This is a genomic window from Lacibacter luteus (genome assembly GCF_004118265.1).
Taxonomy (GTDB): domain Bacteria; phylum Bacteroidota; class Bacteroidia; order Chitinophagales; family Chitinophagaceae; genus Lacibacter; species Lacibacter luteus.
Genome location: NZ_SDHW01000005.1, coordinates 284,742 through 304,098, shown reverse-complemented (window position 1 = coordinate 304,098; position 19,357 = coordinate 284,742). Strand labels below are relative to the sequence as shown.

18 protein-coding genes and 1 tRNA gene are annotated in these 19,357 nt (G+C 40.5%); 12 read left to right on the top strand and 7 right to left on the bottom strand.

Features of this window, described 5'->3' with window-relative positions; translation table 11 throughout:
- Positions 1 to 2 precede the first annotated feature (2 nt).
- Together ESA94_RS16365 and ESA94_RS16360 are read right to left on the bottom strand one after the other, a co-directional pair.
- On the bottom strand, positions 3 to 371 hold the full coding sequence (locus tag ESA94_RS16365) for a VOC family protein (protein WP_129132014.1): 369 nt from the start codon (positions 369 to 371) through the stop codon (positions 3 to 5).
- Between the two features lie 91 nt (positions 372 to 462).
- Positions 463 to 1,044 carry a DUF3347 domain-containing protein gene (locus tag ESA94_RS16360; RefSeq protein WP_129132013.1) on the bottom strand — a complete coding sequence of 194 codons (582 nt, stop codon included), beginning with the start codon at positions 1,042 to 1,044 and terminating at the stop codon, positions 463 to 465.
- 186 nt (positions 1,045 to 1,230) lie between these two features.
- On the opposite strand from ESA94_RS16360, the gene abc-f reads away from it, so the two are divergent.
- The 3 genes from abc-f to ESA94_RS16345 all read left to right on the top strand — a co-directional run bounded on the left by abc-f (position 1,231) and on the right by ESA94_RS16345 (position 4,517).
- Positions 1,231 to 3,204, top strand: coding sequence for a ribosomal protection-like ABC-F family protein (gene abc-f / locus ESA94_RS16355; RefSeq protein ID WP_129132012.1), 1,974 nt, complete (start codon positions 1,231 to 1,233; stop codon positions 3,202 to 3,204).
- A gap of 64 nt (positions 3,205 to 3,268) precedes the next feature.
- A complete protein-coding gene (locus ESA94_RS16350) occupies positions 3,269 to 3,778 on the top strand; it encodes a hypothetical protein (RefSeq protein ID WP_129132011.1) in 510 nt (169 codons plus the stop codon).
- Between the two features lie 346 nt (positions 3,779 to 4,124).
- Positions 4,125 to 4,517 carry a VOC family protein gene (locus ESA94_RS16345; RefSeq protein ID WP_240671077.1) on the top strand — a complete coding sequence of 131 codons (393 nt, stop codon included), beginning with the start codon at positions 4,125 to 4,127 and terminating at the stop codon, positions 4,515 to 4,517.
- A gap of 181 nt (positions 4,518 to 4,698) precedes the next feature.
- On the opposite strand, the gene ESA94_RS16340 is transcribed toward ESA94_RS16345, so the two are convergent.
- The 3 genes from ESA94_RS16340 to ESA94_RS16330 form a co-directional block, all read right to left on the bottom strand.
- Complete coding sequence (locus tag ESA94_RS16340) at positions 4,699 to 5,076, bottom strand: hypothetical protein (protein ID WP_129132010.1); 378 nt, start codon at positions 5,074 to 5,076, stop codon at positions 4,699 to 4,701.
- 248 nt (positions 5,077 to 5,324) lie between these two features.
- Positions 5,325 to 5,747, bottom strand: a complete 423-nt coding sequence (locus tag ESA94_RS16335; RefSeq protein WP_129132009.1) for a hypothetical protein — start codon at positions 5,745 to 5,747, stop codon at positions 5,325 to 5,327.
- Positions 5,748 to 6,030: 283 nt separating this feature from the next.
- A tRNA-Arg gene (locus ESA94_RS16330) sits at positions 6,031 to 6,104 on the bottom strand.
- Between the two features lie 62 nt (positions 6,105 to 6,166).
- Here ESA94_RS16330 and ung point away from each other — a divergent pair.
- Together ung and ESA94_RS16320 are read left to right on the top strand one after the other, a co-directional pair.
- On the top strand, positions 6,167 to 6,844 hold the full coding sequence (gene ung, locus ESA94_RS16325; protein WP_129132008.1) for a uracil-DNA glycosylase: 678 nt from the start codon (positions 6,167 to 6,169) through the stop codon (positions 6,842 to 6,844).
- A 5-nt stretch (positions 6,845 to 6,849) separates the two neighbouring features.
- Entirely contained in the window at positions 6,850 to 7,587 is a 738-nt protein-coding gene (locus ESA94_RS16320; RefSeq protein ID WP_240671076.1) for a 1-acyl-sn-glycerol-3-phosphate acyltransferase, read from the top strand.
- Here ESA94_RS16320 and ESA94_RS16315 read toward each other — a convergent pair.
- Complete coding sequence (locus ESA94_RS16315; RefSeq protein ID WP_129132006.1) at positions 7,584 to 10,388, bottom strand: putative LPS assembly protein LptD; 2,805 nt, start codon at positions 10,386 to 10,388, stop codon at positions 7,584 to 7,586. The genes ESA94_RS16320 and ESA94_RS16315 overlap by 4 nt on opposite strands.
- A gap of 88 nt (positions 10,389 to 10,476) precedes the next feature.
- On the opposite strand from ESA94_RS16315, the gene ESA94_RS16310 reads away from it, so the two are divergent.
- The 7 genes from ESA94_RS16310 to ESA94_RS16280 all read left to right on the top strand — a co-directional run bounded on the left by ESA94_RS16310 (position 10,477) and on the right by ESA94_RS16280 (position 18,911).
- On the top strand, positions 10,477 to 11,439 hold the full coding sequence (locus ESA94_RS16310) for an N-acetylmuramoyl-L-alanine amidase family protein (protein ID WP_164972770.1): 963 nt from the start codon (positions 10,477 to 10,479) through the stop codon (positions 11,437 to 11,439).
- A 106-nt stretch (positions 11,440 to 11,545) separates the two neighbouring features.
- Entirely contained in the window at positions 11,546 to 12,529 is a 984-nt protein-coding gene (locus tag ESA94_RS16305) for an MlaD family protein (RefSeq protein WP_129132004.1), read from the top strand.
- Positions 12,530 to 12,543: 14 nt separating this feature from the next.
- Positions 12,544 to 14,442, top strand: a complete 1,899-nt coding sequence (locus ESA94_RS16300) for an OstA-like protein (RefSeq protein WP_164972769.1) — start codon at positions 12,544 to 12,546, stop codon at positions 14,440 to 14,442.
- 80 nt (positions 14,443 to 14,522) lie between these two features.
- Positions 14,523 to 15,680 carry a Na+/H+ antiporter NhaA gene (nhaA, locus tag ESA94_RS16295; RefSeq protein WP_129132002.1) on the top strand — a complete coding sequence of 386 codons (1,158 nt, stop codon included), beginning with the start codon at positions 14,523 to 14,525 and terminating at the stop codon, positions 15,678 to 15,680.
- Positions 15,681 to 15,727: 47 nt separating this feature from the next.
- Positions 15,728 to 16,189 carry a hypothetical protein gene (locus ESA94_RS16290; RefSeq protein WP_129132001.1) on the top strand — a complete coding sequence of 154 codons (462 nt, stop codon included), beginning with the start codon at positions 15,728 to 15,730 and terminating at the stop codon, positions 16,187 to 16,189.
- Positions 16,190 to 16,295: 106 nt separating this feature from the next.
- Complete coding sequence (locus ESA94_RS16285; RefSeq protein ID WP_129132000.1) at positions 16,296 to 17,810, top strand: NAD(P)H-hydrate dehydratase; 1,515 nt, start codon at positions 16,296 to 16,298, stop codon at positions 17,808 to 17,810.
- The gene (locus ESA94_RS16280; RefSeq protein ID WP_129131999.1) at positions 17,811 to 18,911 is read left to right on the top strand and encodes a BamA/TamA family outer membrane protein; all 1,101 of its coding nucleotides are present in this window, start codon (positions 17,811 to 17,813) and stop codon (positions 18,909 to 18,911) included.
- A gap of 89 nt (positions 18,912 to 19,000) precedes the next feature.
- On the opposite strand, the gene ESA94_RS16275 is transcribed toward ESA94_RS16280, so the two are convergent.
- On the bottom strand, positions 19,001 to 19,354 hold the full coding sequence (locus ESA94_RS16275; protein WP_129131998.1) for a hypothetical protein: 354 nt from the start codon (positions 19,352 to 19,354) through the stop codon (positions 19,001 to 19,003).
- Between the last annotated feature and the right edge of the window lie 3 nt (positions 19,355 to 19,357).

Here is a 19,357-nt window from a genome sequence, read left to right as displayed (position 1 = left end):
AACTATTTTTTCTGTTTTATTTGAAACACATTTCCTTCCGGGTCAACGCCATCACACAACCAATAATCATAATCATCCCATGTTTTAATTTCTCTCACTTGTATTTGCTTACTTTTCAGTTTTTCCCTTAGCATCACAATATCTTCCTCCGTTTCAAAAATCAATTTGGCATTATTGTTTTCACCTGCATTACCTGCAGATATATCCATTGCTACGCCTGCTTTATGCAAGCCCAATTCTGCTCCACCTGATTTTAAAAGAATCCAATAAGGAAGAGATTCTTCCGCCACTTCAAAATGAAAATGCTCTTCGTAAAATTTACTCAGACGTTCTATATCCTGTACGTACAATATAATTCCGCTTAAGTTCATAATATCATCTGCATTTTCAGCTGATTCTTACAAAAGTGCCAGAAGAGAAACATTCACATCATACCTCCTACATCATAAATCAAACTTCATCTCAGTACTTCAACGTCTCCTTCACTTCACCACAGGTCAACATCTTTTTACCGAAGTAAGGATTCATGATGCTGTCTGCATTGCTGAGCCAGTATGCACCTTTATCGTTAAAGGCCATCGGGCAATATTGATAATAAATGGTTGCACCTGTTGGTTTAATAACACGTACCATATCGTAAAATGCATTCGATACCATTTCGAATGACTCACGTTTTTTCTCCAGTTCTTTTTCGCCCAGCAAACCACCTAATTCTGCTGCTACATCACCCGGACGACCGTTGATGCTGGAGAAACCAAGTGTATCAAATTTCTGTACTTCATCCAGCTTTAAACTGTCCAGTAAACTTCTTAACGTAACAGCCGCTGCATTTACTTTAACTGTATCACTCGCTACAAACGCATCTTTCAAACCGTAATAGGCAGTCAGCACATTCGTCATTGATTGGTTAAAGGTTTCGCTATAAGCATAACCTGATGTATTTTTTGCTTCAGGAGTTGTAACTGTTTCTTCTGTTTTTTCTTCTTTGTTTTTACAGGCAACGGCCAAAAAAACAACGGAGAGGATAAGCAAAGTCTTTTTCATACAAAAAATTTTGGGCAAAGATAAGACCTGTGGAGTTTGCAGCAGCTGTTAGGTATGCCATACCTGTTTATCTGCCAACCATTCGTTCTACTGGCAGATAGGTATGGCATACCTCCTCTTCGCACCTCTAATTCTTACCTCTCACCCCGCACTTAAACCTTATCTTTGCGGCTCATTTTACAAATTATGTTAGCTGGTTTTCAGAATGTAACGTTTGAGTTTGGCGCAAGAGCCATTGTGGAAGAGTCGACCTGGCATATTCATCCCAATGAACGCATTGGTTTGATCGGGTATAACGGCACGGGTAAATCAACCCTGCTGAAGTTGCTGGTGGGCGAATATCAACCTTCAAAAGGCGAGGTGATCCGCAGCCGTAACACCAGTATTGGTTACCTGCACCAGGATCTGTTGAGTTTTGATACCAGCGAATCCATTTTGCAGGTGGCATTGGGTGCGTTTGAAAAAGTGTTGCTGCTCGAAAAAGAAATTGAAGAGCTGGGCATCCAGTTAGAAAAAAATCATGAAGATGAAGCACTGCTTCATTTGTACAGCGATAAGCTGCATGAAATGGATACGCTTGATGGTTACAATATCCATCACAAAACAGAAGAAATTTTGCAGGGACTTGGTTTTGCCAATGCCGATCTGCAACGACCGTATAAAGAGTTCAGCGGTGGCTGGCGTATGCGTGTGCTGCTGGCAAAGATGATCCTGCAACAACCTGACATGTTGTTATTGGATGAACCGACGAACCACTTGGATCTTCCCAGTATTGAATGGTTAGAAAAATATTTGCTGCATTATCAAGGATCGGTTGTGATTGTATCGCACGACCGTTGGTTCCTTGATCGTATGGTAACGAAGATCGTTGAAGTGTTTCAACAGGGTCTGCATATTTACGGAGGTAATTATTCTTTCTATCAAAAGGAGAAAGAAGTGCGGATGGAACTGCAGATGAAAGCCTTCGAAAATCAGCAGGACTTTATCCGTCAGCAGGAACGTTTTATTGAGCGCTTCCGTGCAAAAGCAAGTAAAGCAGCAGCTGCACAAACAGCGATCAAAAAATTAGAAAAGCTGGATGTGATTGAAGCGCCAACCAATGACCGTCCGAATATCCGCATCAACTTTGCGGTTGATAAAATGCCGGGCAAAGTGTTGTGCGAATTGAAACATATTACCAAACATTACGGCAGCACCCGTATTGTAACAAATGGCAATGCGGAAATTGAGCGTGGTGATAAAATTGCATTGATCGGTGCGAATGGTAAAGGTAAATCGACACTGTTGCGCATTATTGCCGGTGTTGAAAGTTTTGAAGGCGAACGCAAATGGGGACATAATGTTGATGAGAGTTTTTATGCACAGCATCAGTTGGAATCGTTAGGCCTCAATCATACATTGCTGGATGAATTAAAAACCTGCGGCACGCAGAAAACCGACCAGGAATTACGTACGCTGCTTGGTTGCTTTTTGTTTGGTGGCGATGATGTAGATAAAAAGATCAAAGTGTTAAGTGGTGGTGAGAAAGCAAGGATCGCCTTGGCGAAAACCATTATCAGCAAGGCTAACTTCCTCATGCTCGATGAACCGACGAACCACTTAGACATGCACTCGGTTGAATTGTTGATCGAAGCACTGAACAAATACCAGGGCAGCATTATTCTTGTAAGCCACGACCGTTTCTTTGTTTCGCAAACCGCCAATAAGATCTGGGAAATTGTGGACGAAGAGATCAAAGAATTTAAAGGCACTTACACCGAATATTTAGAGTGGAAAGAACGGATGGCAAAAAGAGAAGCTGATAACAAAGAGTCTGCAGCCAGTAGTGAAAAGAAAGTTGAAGTAAAAAAAGTGGTGGAAGAAAAGCCAGCCCCCGCTCCTGTTGCTGACAGCAAAGTGGTGATCAACAAAGAAGCAAAGAAAGAATTGCAAAAGCAGCAACGCATTTTGCAGCAGCTGGAAGAGAAGATCAATACTACCACAATTGAAAAGAATAAGATGGAAGCACAGCTCTCCGATCCTTCTACTTATTCTGATAAAGACAAATTCAAACAAACAGAAATGTCGTACCAAAAGCTGAGCAAAGATTTAGCACAGTTCAATGCAGAATATGAAGCGGCGTTTGAGAAAGTGATGGAGCTGGAGAGTAAGGCGGGGTGATATACGTTAGTCAAAAAAAAGAAAGCATTCAAGCTGTACTATCTAACTTCTCATTTTACAACAAATGGAGATCGAGCAATTAATTTCGATTTTAGAAGCATCTGCGGAGTATTATAGTCAGAAAAATAAGGAGAAGGTTACCATTACTGATATTGAGGATGCACTCTACATGAGACTATCCGACAAATACAACTTTGAATGGCGGGGTGATCTTTGGGATATTGAAATTTCAATAACAGATATAATTGAGATTTTAAATGATTTCGATTTCTCAATTTTGACAAGGTCTATAGAAACAAATAAGGACCTATTGCCAGATGAATTCCTGTTACGATATAAAGTCAAAATCAAGTCAAACGGGCTTATTTGGATTATTCATCGTTATGATAAAGACCCATTCCCTTCAAACCCACATGCTCATCAGTTAGAAAATAACATCAAGCTTGACCTCTCAACGGGGAAATGCTATAAAGTCAGAAGTTATATTTACACGATATCCAAAAAAAACCTCATTGACATTAGACTTAAAGCCGAACAAGTTCTCAAGATAGATTTACCACCATTACTCATTTAATAACGTCCTTTCTCTTTCCTCAGCCTTGGGTTTGGCCTTAGCCAACCCCGGGAGCAAGCGATAGTTTTTGCAACTTCTATTCTGGCACATCTTAAGAAATTGATTATCACTTTAGCGCAAGCGTCTCGCTTGTGCTATTTTTTCAATCGTACCTACAGCACGAACCTTGCCCAACATCATCATCTACCGATCAACAGTTCCTACGAAACAAAAAACAATATTCTTTAGTAAAGAACATTAATCCCTAGCTCGGTTTAGGCCAGACCTTGGCTGAAATAATATTAGACTCTTAAAAATTGAGTAGCTTTAATGCAACTACGATTTGTTAACAACAAAGAACATTTATATGAACGACAAAATGAGTTCTGCAACGAATGCGATTAATTGGTTCGAAATTTCTGTTTCAGATATTTCAAGGGCAAAAAAATTCTACGAAAGTATTTTCGAAATCACAATGGGAGAAATGGAAATGGAAGGTATGAAGTATGCGATGTTTCCATTTGATCCGGCAAAAGGAAAAGTTGCAGGCGGTTTGGCACAAAGTCCCATGCATACTCCGGGTACAACAGGTTCGATTATTTATCTCAATGCAAATCCTGATCTGCAGGAGGTGCTTGACCGGATTGAAAAGGCAGGAGGAAAAATAACCATGCCGAAAACATCTATCGGGCAAAATGGATTTATGGCTTTCTTTATTGACAGCGAAGGAAATTCAATGGCACTTCATTCTAATACCTGACTTTTCCCAACTCAATCATACGCCTGAAAGAACCTTTTTCATTCTGCACGGATTATTCTGGTAGGCAGAAACTTCTTACTTCTTCAACCTGTTTCTTTCCTCCTATTCAAAAAAAAAGCCATCCTTAAGAATAAGGACGGCGTATTTACCTATAAGAGAACCAACAGTTCGTTGAATATGTTTAGAATGATTGCTCGCTTACAATACGGTAAGTGCCATCATTATTCATTTGTTTAATGCGGTAGAATGTTTTTGCCGTGGTTGTTTTTTTCGCTTTGTACTTGTAGATGTAATGCTGATCGTTGGCAAAGCCGCCTAAAACAATAGCAGCAGTTTTAAATTCTTTGCCATCGGCACTCGTTTCAATCTCGTAATAAATATCCTTTGGCTCATTTTCTGCTTTCCATTGAAGAACTACAGAAGAACCTTGTTGTTCGAACTGAACATCATATACTTTCGGCCAAACTTTTTTGGATGAAATGCTGGCGGCATTGCCGGTATTAATGAACAGAAGGGTAATCATGATGGCAGCAATTACAGGTACAAATTTCGTTTTCATATACAAATTGATTAAGTACAACCTTGTGTATAGGATTGGAATCAATTTGGTTCAATAAAGGACTCTTGGAAGGGTTTCCGGATAATAGAAATTAAAGTAAAATGGAAATTGAAAACGGAGGGATAAATGTTATAGGGCCGGATTCAATTCTGACCGTAAAATTACTGTCTTCTTTCAGATATGCAAATATTTTTCAAACTATTTTTTATTTATTCCGAAACAGTTTAACCTGTTCCGGAATAACTGTGTTATTTATAATTGAACTTCATACCAACTGTTACAAAGAAATAATGCGGTATGTAGTTAGCCGCATAATAGAAGTTACCTTTTTTAAAGCGTTTGGTATTGTACTCTACCCCCGCTAACCAGGAATTGGTATTCATCGATTTCACATTTGCCGAAACCTGCTTACGTACATAACCTCCATAAACCCGCCATGCTTTATTGATCTTATAGCCACCCTGTACATTCAATAACAAAGGTTCAGAGTTATCGATCAGTGCAAAATAACCAACTGAGAACGTGGTTTTCTTAGCAGCATAACCTATACTAAGATCGCCGCCACCGGTACCATTTGTTGTAATACCGCCACCTGCCTGTACATAAACCTGCGAACGAGCTGCATTAATAATAACCATGCAAATGCAAATGCATAAAATTTTCTTCATCATTTTCTCTTTTTATATAAGCAATTGATTATGGCCTTCCAATGGTTTGTTATGGAACTTCAAGAGAATTGGATGAACTTGTAATGTTATCATTACAATTAAATCGACTGTTTGTTGGGTGATAACGGGTAGCGGATGTTTTTAAGAGGAAATTGGTACGGAGGGTGAAGTTTCTGTAAGGTCAGCTGATACAATAATCGTTCGGTATAAAAGTATCTGTTTTTTACATACGCCTTTGTAGAATTTATACGACAATAAAAAAACCGCATCAATTGATGCGGTTTTGTGATCCGGATTGGATTCGAACCAATGACCCTCAGCTTAGAAGGCTGATGCTCTATCCAGCTGAGCTACCGGACCAGCTTTTTGATAAGAGGGTGCAAAGATAATTTTTAGTACCATTGCATCCAAACGTATTGTGCATGGATGTTCAAATTGAAGAAAGCTGGAAGAACGAACTGAAACAGGAGTTTCCAAAAGCTTATTTTCAGCAGATCGTAGCTTTTCTTAAAACAGAACGTATACAGGGCAAAACTATTTATCCGCCTGGTTCGCTCATCTTTAATGCATTTGCACAAACTCCTTTCGATGCAGTGAAGGTTGTAATACTCGGTCAGGATCCATACCACGGTCCGGGCCAGGCGCATGGTCTATGCTTTTCGGTGCAGGATGGAGTACCGCCTCCACCCTCGCTAATTAATATGTATAAAGAAATAGAAAGCGATATGGGTGTGGGCATGCCCCCACGCTATGGGAATCTTACAAAATGGGCGCAGCAAGGTGTGTTATTAATCAACGCTTTCTTAACTGTAAGAGCAAACGAACCTGCCAGTCATTCAAAAATTGGCTGGGAAGAATTTACAAATGCCGTTATCCGAAAAATATCCGAAGAAAAAAAAGGAGTTGTATTTATTCTTTGGGGCAACTTTGCGCAGGAAAAACAACGCCTCATCGATGAAACAAAACATTATGTATTAAAAGCTGCGCACCCCTCGCCTTTAAGTGCATCAAGAGGTTTCTTTGGTTGCAAACATTTTTCAAAAACAAACGAATTGCTGCTACAACAAGGTCTTGAACCTATTGACTGGAAACTACCATAATGCAGATGCTTAAGAATATACTCGGACGAATTTTTGCTGCATGGGCAATGCTTACGTTTATTGCTACAATGCTTTTTGTTTTGATACCAACCTGGCTTATTGGTTTTACTCCCGAACCAAAACGAACAAAACGTTTTATACAACTTTCGAGAATATGGATGTCTGTGTGGCTTCCCCTTGCCGGTATACGGCTAATCATAAAAGGAAAAGAAAAATTTGTAAGCAGTCAAAACTATGTGGTGGTATGTAATCACAACTCGTTTATGGATGTACCGGTAACATCGCCGGGTATTCCGGGTGGTAACAAAACCATTGCAAAAATTGAAATGGCAAAAATTCCACTCTTTGGCCTTATTTATAAAAGAGGAAGTGTATTGGTTGATCGTAAAAGCGAAGAAAGCCGTTTAAAAAGTTATACCTATATGAAGCGTGTGCTGGATATGGGCCTGCACATGTGTATTTATCCTGAAGGAACACGTAATAAAACCAACAAACCTTTAAAAGAATTTAAAGACGGCGCATTCCGTTTAGCTATTGAAACAGGCAAACCGGTAATACCTGCAGTGTTGTTCAACACAAAAAAAGTATTACCGCAAAATAAAGTGTTTTACTTCTGGCCTTCTAAAATTGAAATGCATTTTCTCGATCCTGTTGAAACAAAAAACATGCAGATGAGTGATGTAAAACAATTGCGTGAAAACATCTTCGCTAAAATGTGGCAGTATTACGAAGCCAATGCTTAATACTGTGTTGGATTATAAAAGAAGCGTGAACGGTTAATACGCAGATCTCTCAACAACGATGATTTAGGGTTGATGCTGATGCTGAACGAACGGTAAACACCAATTGGAGTTACGTTAATGGATAACTGCCAGCAATGCAGATCACGTGAAATAGATGTGGTAAAATACTGCAGCTTTCTGGTTTGTATATCGAAAGTGCCACTGCCCTGCATCTTCCACTTCTCTGTTAAATTAAAATCGCCATTGAAGTTGATGGATTGTGCAAGTACTGTTTCAAAGCCCGAATAATCACTTTTCAACTGCCGGGTAAAGTTCAACGAATAAGACAGGTTTAAACTCCACGGTATATTAAAGTCAACAAATTCGTTTGGATTACGCTGTACAGCATTCAACTCCCTGTTTGATTCATCTGCTTCGCCGCTGTTACGTCTGTTCTTTTCAATTTCCTGTTTCTCTTTTTCTTTCTTCTCATCTTTTGGTTTGCTCTTAAACTGCGTACTTACAGAAACAAAGCCACTGGTAAAACGACCTAACGAAAACTTATCGCCACCCTGCCAGGTGTAGGCATGCTTACGGAAACCGGTTGTTTTATCGAGCTGATAAGGGGTAACATTTGCACCTGCAGTTAAACTTATTTTTTCAAACAGGTTACTGCGCAGGTATAAATTAAAATCACTTAACGGAAATGAATCAGCCAACAGATTATACCCGGTTGATAAACCAAAACCATCAATCAAGCGCACTTTTTTGGTAGCTGCTTCCGATGTATCTTTTTTATCACGCACTTTCATCTCAAGGTTGTTATCCAACGTAAAACTTACAAAACCCGATTGTCCTTCGGATAAACCACCATACAACGATCCATCAAATTTATTAAAGCGATAAGTACGGCCTGTACTATCAACCTGTTCGGTATACCATTGGTCTTTTGCCATATCGGGGCGATAACTTAAACCCAGCGTTGGCCGCACCACATGACGCAATGCTTTTACATTACTGTTCTTCTTTTTAAAATTAAGCGTACCAAACATGGCTGTGCTGAAGTTGAGACCAAAGCTCATTTGCCTGCCGGAATAAAAGCCTTTGTTTACAATGGTATCGAGTTTCTTAGTAGCAGGATTCCACTTGCGGATAAACTCCTGTGCATACCATGTTTCATCGAAACTGATTGCCGGGCCAACCTGTAACGGCCCCATCTGCGGTAACGATAATTGAATAGGAACGCTGTGCCGTGCACCCCACTGGAATGTATCGATCAATTGCTTAAAGCTAAATGCCGTATCGTAAAAAGAGAACTGGTTTTTAAATGTACCGTTGTAAGCAACACCCAATTTCTCATACCATTTTGGGGTACCAACCATTTCTTTCTTCTGGAAAGGATAAATCGTATTTACTGTAAAACCAACATCGGGCAGGTTTACATTAAAGAGTTTAGTATTGGTGTTTTGGTTATGATTGGCACTTACCGTTAAATTGAAAGGCTTACCTGTCCAGCTTCGTTGATAAGCGATAGACGAAGTAAGTGTATTCTCAAAATTCTGAGTAGCATTTGTAGGAAAGAAGCGGTTGAATAAGCTTGTAGCTACGTTTACGTTTGCACTGAATGTTTGTCCTGGTCTTGCTTTTGCGTTAAGGCTGTGACTCCATTGCACAGCGAAATTTCGGCTTGGTGGACGGTAATCAGGATCGCCTTTGAACCCGATCTTATTATTCATATAACTAAGATTAAAATTACCATCGTAACGATACCGTTTTGTATACTTAGGAGTTAAAAACAAGTTATATGACCCATAGGAATAGATGTTGGCCCGAACTGTTACATCCCAATACTCACCAATCGTTTTATAATAACCCAATCCTTCCAAACCAAAACCCAACTGATCGTTGGCAACAGGTTGCGGAGGCAGTAAGCCGGTTCTTCTGCCCTGCTTCATAGGAAATATGCCGAAAGGCAAGCCAATGGGGATAGGAATATTTTCAACTTCCGGCCGAACAGAACCTGTTACTGCAATATTGTTACTGATGAACTTTACTTTTTTTGCTTTAAATGCAAAGTGAGGCGTATCGTAATTACAAACAGTAAATCTTGCTTTCTCTGCAAAGAAAACAGTAGGGCTTACACGTTTTACCTTTTCGCCATAAATAAACATCTCCCCTTCCTGTGTGTAGGTACCAATGGTTAAACCTCGTTGCGTTTTAAAATTATAACGGATAGTGTCGGATGTAAAAGCACTTTCGGCCTGTTTAAAAGCAGGCACACCCATACGTTTACCGGCCGAATCTTTTGTTGAATAGGCCGTTAATATTTGTGTTGGCTGATCGAGCTTAATTACCGATGCATCGAGCGCTACATCTTTAAACTTAACGGAAGCTTTGTTATACAGGTAAATCTGTTTGTTGGGAATATCGAGCACCATCGAATCTTCTGCTTCAAACTCTACAGGTGCATCCAATGTATCTTTCGAAAACTTCAGATCAAACGTATCAATTTTCTGTACAAGCGAATCTTTTTTGCGTAAAGAATCGACAGCAGGAATTGTATCGTTGGGTTTAGGAACAGTATCATTTAACATACTGTTTACGGCCAATTCATCTCCATCTTTCATCTTCTCAGCAACAGCAACAGTATGTTCAGGTGTGGATGATGCAGTTGCTTTGTTGGCAGAATATGTTAAAGCTTGCAAAAAAGAATCCTGCATACGAAATGCATTACGGCCTTCAACCGTTAAGCCATACAGTAACAACAGGGTTATTGCAGCAAATAAAACAGATTTATAATTAACTTTACAGCGCTTATACATATGCAGTGGCGGCAAAAATAACCACATTTGCATTAACGAACTGTGAATGTTGTTTTTGAATTACGAACCCATAAAAAGAATTCAAATCATGAAGAAAAACTGGCTACCCGGAATTGCTTCGTTAGTAATGTTAGCATTAGTTGCTGTTTCTTTTACAAGCAAAAGGAACCAGAATGCCGGTGCCGCAAAAATTAAAACCATTATTATTGATGCGGGCCATGGTTTTAAAGGCAGCATGAGCAGCCCAGATGGTACACATGGCGCCAACGGACAGGAAGATGTTATTTCGTACGAAGTGGCGAAAAAAGTTGTTGAAGAATTAACCCGTCAGTTGCCCGATGTAAAAATAATGGAAACACGCCCCACTCCTTTTTTTATAGGGTTGCGTGAGCGTGCCAACTTTGCTAATGAAAACAAAGGCAATCTCTTTGTATCCATCCATTGCAACTTTGCACCCAATCTTCGTGAGGTTAGACGGGAAGGCTCCCGTACCGAAACGTATTATGTAAAAGGTAAAGGCAAAAAGAAAATTAAGAAAACACGTACTGTTCCTGTTTATAAAACCTATTATCATCCCAACCCTGCCAATGGTACGGAAACCTTTGTGTTTGCGGCCCATAAGCAAGATGACAAAGAAGATATCCTGTTGGAAAACGGTGATGTATTTCAGAATGAAAAGGACGATACTACTGCCTTCAATATTAATATAAACGATCCCATCGTTAAACAACAAGTTGCTTTGTGGACCAAACAATTCTTTGCCAGCAGTGTTAAGTTGGCAACAATTGTAGAGGAAGAATTTACCAGCCTTGGCCGTTTCAGCCGTGGCGTAAAGCAACGTCAGAAAGGTATTTGGGTATTGCAGGCAACTGCTATGCCGAGTATTTTAATTGAGCTGGGCTTTCTTTCGAACAGAGATGAAGAAGCATACTTAATGAGCCCTGACGGTCAGCAGCAAATGGCAGAAAGTATAACACGCTCCATTAAACGCTACAGAGATTTAGTGGAAAAACCTGTTGTACAAAACGCAGCAGAAACAAAACGCAAGTAATTTCTCTTACATTTTAACAGCTGTTTCCCTCTTTACTGTGTTAAGCGGGGAAACATTTCTTATTTTTGACCTCATAGGGAATTTTCAACGCTTCCCTCACCAACACATGAAAGTTTCAAACGAAACCAAAGTAGGCGCCTTAACTGTAATAGCCGTTACCCTTCTTATCCTGGGTTTTAATTTTCTGAAAGGCAAAACGATTTTAAAAAAATCAAATGTCATTTATGCCCGTTTCCCCGATGCAGGCTCATTGGAAGTTGCCAATCTTGTAAAAATTAAAGGCTTCCGTATCGGTAATGTATATAAAATAAGTGCACTCGATAAAAATGTGAGTGAGGTTGTTGTTACCATTAACCTGCTGGAAGAAGTAAACATTCCGAAAAATTCTGTTGCAATAATCAACAGCAGTCTTACGGGTAGTGCTTCTATCAGCATTGTGCCCGGTAGTGGTCCCGGTTTTCTTGCCAAAGGCGATACGGTATTGAGCTCAAGCAATCCCGATATATTGTCGAAAATCATGACCAGTGTTGATCCTGTTATGGCGAATATTAAACAGGCTGTTGATTCGTTAAAACTTGTACTGGGTAATGTAAACAGTATGTTTGATGCAGATACAAAAGCAAATTTGAAACATACAATTGCCAATCTTAAAACCACATCCGACAACTTATCGGTTTTAATGAACAGCAAAAACGGTGCGCTGGCAAAAACATTAAACAATGTAGAAGCCTTTACCACCAACCTCAATACCAACAACGAAAAGCTCAATACAACCATTGATAACCTCAAGAATACTTCGCAAAAGTTAACAGAGCTGCAATTGAAAGAAACAGTAGCCAATCTTAACAACACCATCACACAATTACAGGGAATTTTGCAGAAAGCTAATAAAGGCGAAGGTTCATTGGGTATGTTGATCAACGATCCGAAGTTGTACAACAACCTGCAGAATACGAGCAGAAGCCTTAATATTTTACTGGATGATTTTAAAACCCATCCCAAACGTTATGTAAGCTTCTCTGTATTTGGCAAGAAAGATAAAACCGAACCGTTGAAAGCGCCTTTGGCAGATAGTGTGAATCAAAAATAAAAAATCAGAAGTACGTGTTTGTTCGAGTTGGTTTTATTCTTAGTGTCTTTCTGTTGCTGCTGAATGTTGTTTCTGCACAAAAAAAAACAGCACCTCCACGCCCATCGCAAACAAGCGATACGGTGCGTGTGGTACAAATTAAAAAAACAAATACGTTTTACTATAAAACAATCGACTCCGTTACGCAACTGCAAATCCTGAGCGGCAATGTTGAAGTTTGGCAAGGCGGCACTAAGTTTTTTGCAGACAGTGTTGTGTATAACGAGAAGACAAATTACATGCAGGCCTACGGCAACGTACACATCAACGAATCCGATTCGGTAAACATCTACTCCCAGTACCTGCAATACGATGGCACAAAAAAACTGGCAACCTTTCGTGATAAAGTAAAACTGAGCGATGGCAACAGTACGCTTTATACCGATGAGATGGACTACGACATGAACGGCAAAGTAGGTTCGTATAAAGATGGCGGCCGTATTGAAAGCAAACAAACAACGCTGTACAGTAAACAAGGTTTTTATTATGCTGATATTAAAGATGTATACTTCATCGGCAATGTAAAAATGAGCGATCCGGAAGTGGCACTGGCAAGCGATTCGCTATTGTACAATACCAGCAGTCAGGTTGCTACGTTTATTGCGCCCACTACTATTAAAAGCGGTAACTCCATTATTAACACAAGAGAAGGTTATTACGATCTGAAATTTAAGAAAGCAAAATTTGGCGCACGCTCACGCATGCAGGATAGCACATCAACCATGATTGCTGATGATTTTGCATTTGATGACAAAACAGGTTACGGCGAAGCAAAAGGTAATGTGCAGTACAAAGACACTGCTCAGGGTGCGCTCCTCTTCAGTAACCGTGTGTTCTTTAATAAAACAAACAAGAATTTCCTGGCAACCGAAAAACCGGTGATGGTGGTAGTGCAGAACAAAGACTCCATTTACATTGCAGCAGATACCATTTACTCGGGCTTAATGAAAGATCTTGCGCAATTCAAAGACGGATACATCCGTGCTTTTGATACAGTAAAAGGAACAAAGCTATTGAAAGTTGATTCCCTCATCAGCAAAGATTCTTCCCAACAACTGCAACAGGATATTGCTGTAACCGACAGTATTGCGCCTGTTAGTGTAAAAGATTCGGTTGTTGCACCCGTTGTAACAGCGAAACCAATTTTGAAAAAAGACAGTATTGTTGATAACAAACCTCCGCCTTTAAAAACAAAACCAACTCTTGTACGCAGCGATTCATCTAATTTATTGCCGAAAGACAGTAATGCTGTGGCAATTGCTGATACAGTTTTTCAACGCAAAAGAAGTAAAGCCGAAACTGATACCTTACGTTTTATTACAGCCTTCAGGCATGTGCGTATTTATAACGATTCGTTGCAGGCTGTTGCAGACAGTTTATTTTATTCGGGTGTTGACAGTGTGTTTCAACTTTTTCACGACCCGATTGCATGGAGTAAAGGCAGCCAGATAACCGGCGATACGATTTATATTTTCACCGAGAACAAAAAACCAAAACGGATGTACGTGTTTGAAAACGGTATGCTGGTTCAAAGTGTAAAAGAAAATGCAGAGTTCTTTAACCAGATAAAGGGCAGAACCATTAACGGTTTTTTTGTTGACGGAGAATTGAATTATGTAAATGCAAAAGGTACTGCAGAAAGTATTTATTATGCGCAGGATGATGATAGTGCTTATATTGGCATGAACCGTACCACCGCCGATATGATTGATATGTTCTTCAAAAAAAGAAGTCCGCAAAAAGTAAAGTATACAAGCTCCGTAAAAGGCACTACCTACCCCATCCGCCAGTTACCGGCAGAGCAAAAGAAATTGCAAAACTTTAAATGGCTCGAAAGCAAACGTCCAAAGAATAAGCTGGAGTTATTTCTCTAACCATCGGCATTCTGCCGTTTTTCGCCAACGATTCACGACTGACGGCTCACCTCTGTCCTTATCGATGCTTATCTTTACGCATGCCGTTTCGTTTTTTAAAGAGCGTATTCATTTCCCCTTTGCTTGAATTTATACACGACAGTCGTGCAGTTGGCATCAGCTTACTTATTTGTACTGTTATGTCGCTTGTAATTAGTAATACAGCAGCAGGAGAATTTTATATCAACCTCTGGAGTACAGAAGTCCATGCAGGAGAATATCTGCCGCATACTGTTTTGCATTGGATCAACGATGGATTGATGGCTATCTTTTTTTTCCAGGTAGGTATGGAAATAAAACGGGAAATGGTCAGTGGCGAATTGGCTTCTATTAAACAATCTATCTTACCAATTGCGGGTGCATTGGGTGGCATGCTTGTTCCTGCACTGATCTTTACTGCATTTAATAACGGAACCGAATTTGCAAACGGCTGGGGTGTGCCCATGGCAACAGATATTGCCTTTTCGTTGGGTATTGCTTCTCTAATATCGGGTCGTGTACCATTGGCGTTGAAAATATTTCTTACTGCCTTGGCAATTATTGACGACCTGGGAGCTATTGTTGCCATTGCCATCTTTTATACCAGCACCATCAAACTAATTTACCTCTTTAGTGGTATGGGCATTTTTGTGTTGCTATTACTGCTTACACGTTTTAAAGTAAAATTTGGTTTCTGGAATTTTCTGTTAGGCGCTGCACTCTGGTTTTGCTTTTTTAACTCGGGTGTACACGCAACTATTGCAGGTGTGTTATTTGCATTTACCATACCCATTAAACGGTTAGATGCAATTGAACATGCCCTGCACAATTATGTAAACTTTCTCATCATTCCCATCTTTGCATTGGCAAACACGGCCATTGTTATACCGCTTGGTTTTACCGAACACATGACCAATTCTTTAAGCATTGGCATCATCGCCGGTTTGGTAATTGGTAAACCATTGGGCATTGTACTCTTCTGCTGGTTGTTGGTGAAGTTGAAGATAGGCCAGCTCGCCGAAGGCATTAACTGGAAACACATGACCGGTCTTGGTTTGCTTGCCGGCATAGGTTTTACCATGAGTATTTTTATTTCGATGCTTGCTTTTAAGGATTCCTTCACACAGGATATTAGTAAGATGGCCGTTATGGTAGCGTCTGTTCTTGCAATCATCTGCGGATATGCCTGGTTTAAATTTTTCATAAAAGAAAAACAATAAAAACGGCTGGCATCATTTTCGGATGATTGAATACAATCTAAAAAATTATGATGCCCAAACGTTTTCTACCAATCATTCTTGTTTTTGTATTTGCAGGCCTTGCAGCCAATGCACAGGTTCGTCACCAGGCAGGTGTACGCCTCGGCAGTTACGACCAGGTTGTTTCAACCGGTTTTACGTATCGTTATCATTTCAACAATGGAAAAGCAGTAGAAGGAATATTAAACCTGCGGGAGAATATTGCGTTAGGAGCCTTGTACGAAGTTTTTAAACCCATCAATGCTGTTCCGAATCTGCAGTGGTTTTACGGAGGCGGTGCTTATGTTGGTTTTAGTGGTTTCGATAATTTCGGTATTGCGGGCATTGCTGGTGTCGATTATCAATTTACAGGTGTGCCGGTTAATCTTTCTCTTGACTGGAAGCCGGAGTTGAATTTTATTCAAGCAGTTCGTTTCCGTGCTTCCACAGTTGCAGTATCTGTTCGTTTTGCATTCCCTTCTAAAAAATAATTTGTTCTCTTGGTCTCTTAAAAGGTCTGATCGTTATCAGGCCTTTTTCATTTTACGGCCTCGTAACTGTACCTTTATAAAACAGTTTACCGCATAAAAGCGAACAATGAAAATTTTTACTGCTGAACAGATCCGGAACTGGGATTGGTACACGATTGCAAACGAACCCATTGCTTCACTTCAACTGATGGAGCGTGTCGCAGCAGCATGCAGTAACTGGTTATTGGAACAGCGTTATGCACAAAAGCCGCTGCATATTTTTTGTGGCAAAGGAAACAACGGTGGCGATGGTTTGGCAATAGCCCGCCAGCTGTTAACACAGGACGCAGATGTAACAGTGTACATACTTGAAACAGGCAAAAAAGGAACCGACGATTTTCAACGCAACCTTGAACTGCTGCATAAATACACAAGCAACATTCACTTCTTACAATCAGCAGATTTTTTTCCCATATTACAACTACAGGATGTAGTGATCGATGCCTTACTCGGCACAGGGTTAGATCGTCCGCTGGAAGGATTGATTGCCGAGCTGGTGCAACACATCAGCAACTCCCCTGCTACTGTTATTTCCATCGATGTTCCTACAGGCATGTTTGCTGATAAAAGTTGTAAAGACTGTATCTGTATGCGTGCAGATCATACCTTAAGTTTTGAAGTGTACAAGCAATGCTTTTTGTATGCTGAAAATGCTGAGTATTGCGGTAGCATCCATCTGCTGCATATTGGTTTACATCCTGCTTATTACGAAGCAACTATTGCTGCACATCAAATCATAGAAAGTAAAACTGCGCAGGCGATCTGTAAAAAAAGAAATGCGGCAGCACACAAAGGCAACTTCGGTCATGCGTTACTGTTTGCAGGCTCGTATGGAAAAACAGGTGCAGCAGTTTTAAGCAGCAAAGCCTGTTTACGAAGTGGCGTTGGTTTGTTAACAGTTCATACAGCAAAATGCGGTTATATTCCGTTGCAAACAGCCGTACCCGAAGCAATGGTTGAAACAGATAGCAACGAACAACATTTAAGTGCCGCATCTGCCGATCTCTTACGCTATGCGGCCATTGGCATCGGGCCCGGTATTGGTTTGCACGAAGAAACAGCAAATGTGTTAATGCAATTGCTGCAACAGGCACACCAGCCTATAGTGCTTGATGCTGATGCTTTAAATCTCTTATCAATAAAAAAAGATTTGTCTGCTCTTTTACATACCGACTGTATTTTAACGCCCCACCCCAAAGAGTTTGAACGCCTGTTTGGAAAAGTTGCCAACGATTTTGAACGCATTGAACGGGCAAAAGAAAAAGCAGAAGAATTGAATTGTGTGATTGTATTAAAGAGCCATCACAGCTTTATTGCCTGCCCCGATGGTAATGCATGGTTCAACAGTACAGGTAATGCAGGCATGGCTACTGCAGGAAGCGGCGATGTACTAACCGGTATCTTAACCGGTTTACTCGCACAAGGTTATAACACAACGGAGGCTGCTGTGCTGGGTGTTTACCTGCACGGACTTGCAGGCGATTTTGCTGCTGCCGAACAATCGCAGGAAGCAATGATTGCAAGCGATATTACAGCCTTTCTTGGCAAAGCATTTCTTCACGTTTCACAAACCAATGTGTAAATGCTGCGTATTTGCCTGTTTTTTCTTTGCAGTTTTTTATTGTTGTTGCCTGCTGTAAACGCACAGCAAAAAAAAGATTCCGCAGAAAACAAAAATCATTTGCTGGCTCTGCCTGTTATATCACGATCGATTGAAACCGACTGGTCGTTTGGTGCAGGCGGCACGTATACATTTTATACAACAAGAAAAAAAGATTCTACCACACGCACTTCTTCTATTCGTTTTCTCGGCAGCTATTCGTTACGCAAGCAGTTTTTATTTACAGTAAACGGACCAGTATTTTTTCCGGGTGAAAAATATATTCTGAACAGTCATTTTTCGTTCAGTTCTTTTCCCGATCGTTTCTGGGGTATGGGCAATCAAACAGCTGATGCCAATGAGGAAGCATACGATTTCCGCCAGTTCTATGTGCACCTGCATGGCGAGCGGTTGCTTGGTCAAAAAGTATTCGCCGGTGTTATCTACGATTTTCAACGGGTAATCGACATCAATGTAAAAAGCGGAGGTTTGTTCTACCAACAAAATGTTGCAGGCAGTAAACCGTACCAGGTATCGGGCATGGGTTTAAGTTTATCGTGGGATAAACGCAACAATACTTTCTGGCCCAACCGTGGACACTTGGTTTCTGTGCAAGCCACACATTATACTTCACTCCTTCTATCGCATCATCGTTACACCAATATCATTACCGATCTGCGTTTGTACAAACGCATCTGGCGGCAACAGATCCTGGCTATTCAGGGTTATGGCTTTTTTAATACAGGCTCGGATGTTCCCATCCGCAGTATTGCATCGTTGGGTGGAGCCGATCGTATGCGTGGTTATTTCAGCGGCCGTTATCGTGATGATCATTTATTCAGCATGCAGGCAGAATACCGGGTGCCTGTTTATAAACGTTTGAGTGTTGTAGGATTTGCAGGAACAGGTGATGTTGCAGGACGTTTCAGTACTGTATCATTACAAAGATTGAAGTATTCGTATGGCGGAGGTATTCGCTTTGCTGTAAATAAAACCGAAAAACTGCATGTACGTTTAGATTATGGTGTTGGAAATGGAAAAGGTAACCAGGGTTTTTATGTACAGTTTGGCGAAGCGTTTTAAATAAAAAGGCAGCTCTGAAAACAGAACCGCCTTTGAACTTAAATATCCTTGCATCAACATACAAGGAAACCAAAAACCAACCACACTCTTTACTCGCCTTGCTGCGTTGTATCTTTCGGCACATTTGTTTCTTCGGGCATCTTTCCGCAACGCTTCCACCACTCCTGCCTGAAACGGGTGCGCTCCTCATCACTCATCGTACTCCATTTCTTTTTCCATGCATGATCACCCTTGTGCTTTTTACCCGAAAAACTGCTGAACAATATTTTACTCAGTAACAGTATGCCTAAAGCCTGCCAGAAACCAATTGCATTAACACCGTTAACAGCAGGTACCAATGCCACATTCCATAAATACATCACCAACCAGCCAAAGAGTGCTATACCTGCTACAATCAGCAAGGGTATAAACGCCATCCATTTTTTATTCCTGTTCCTCATCATCTT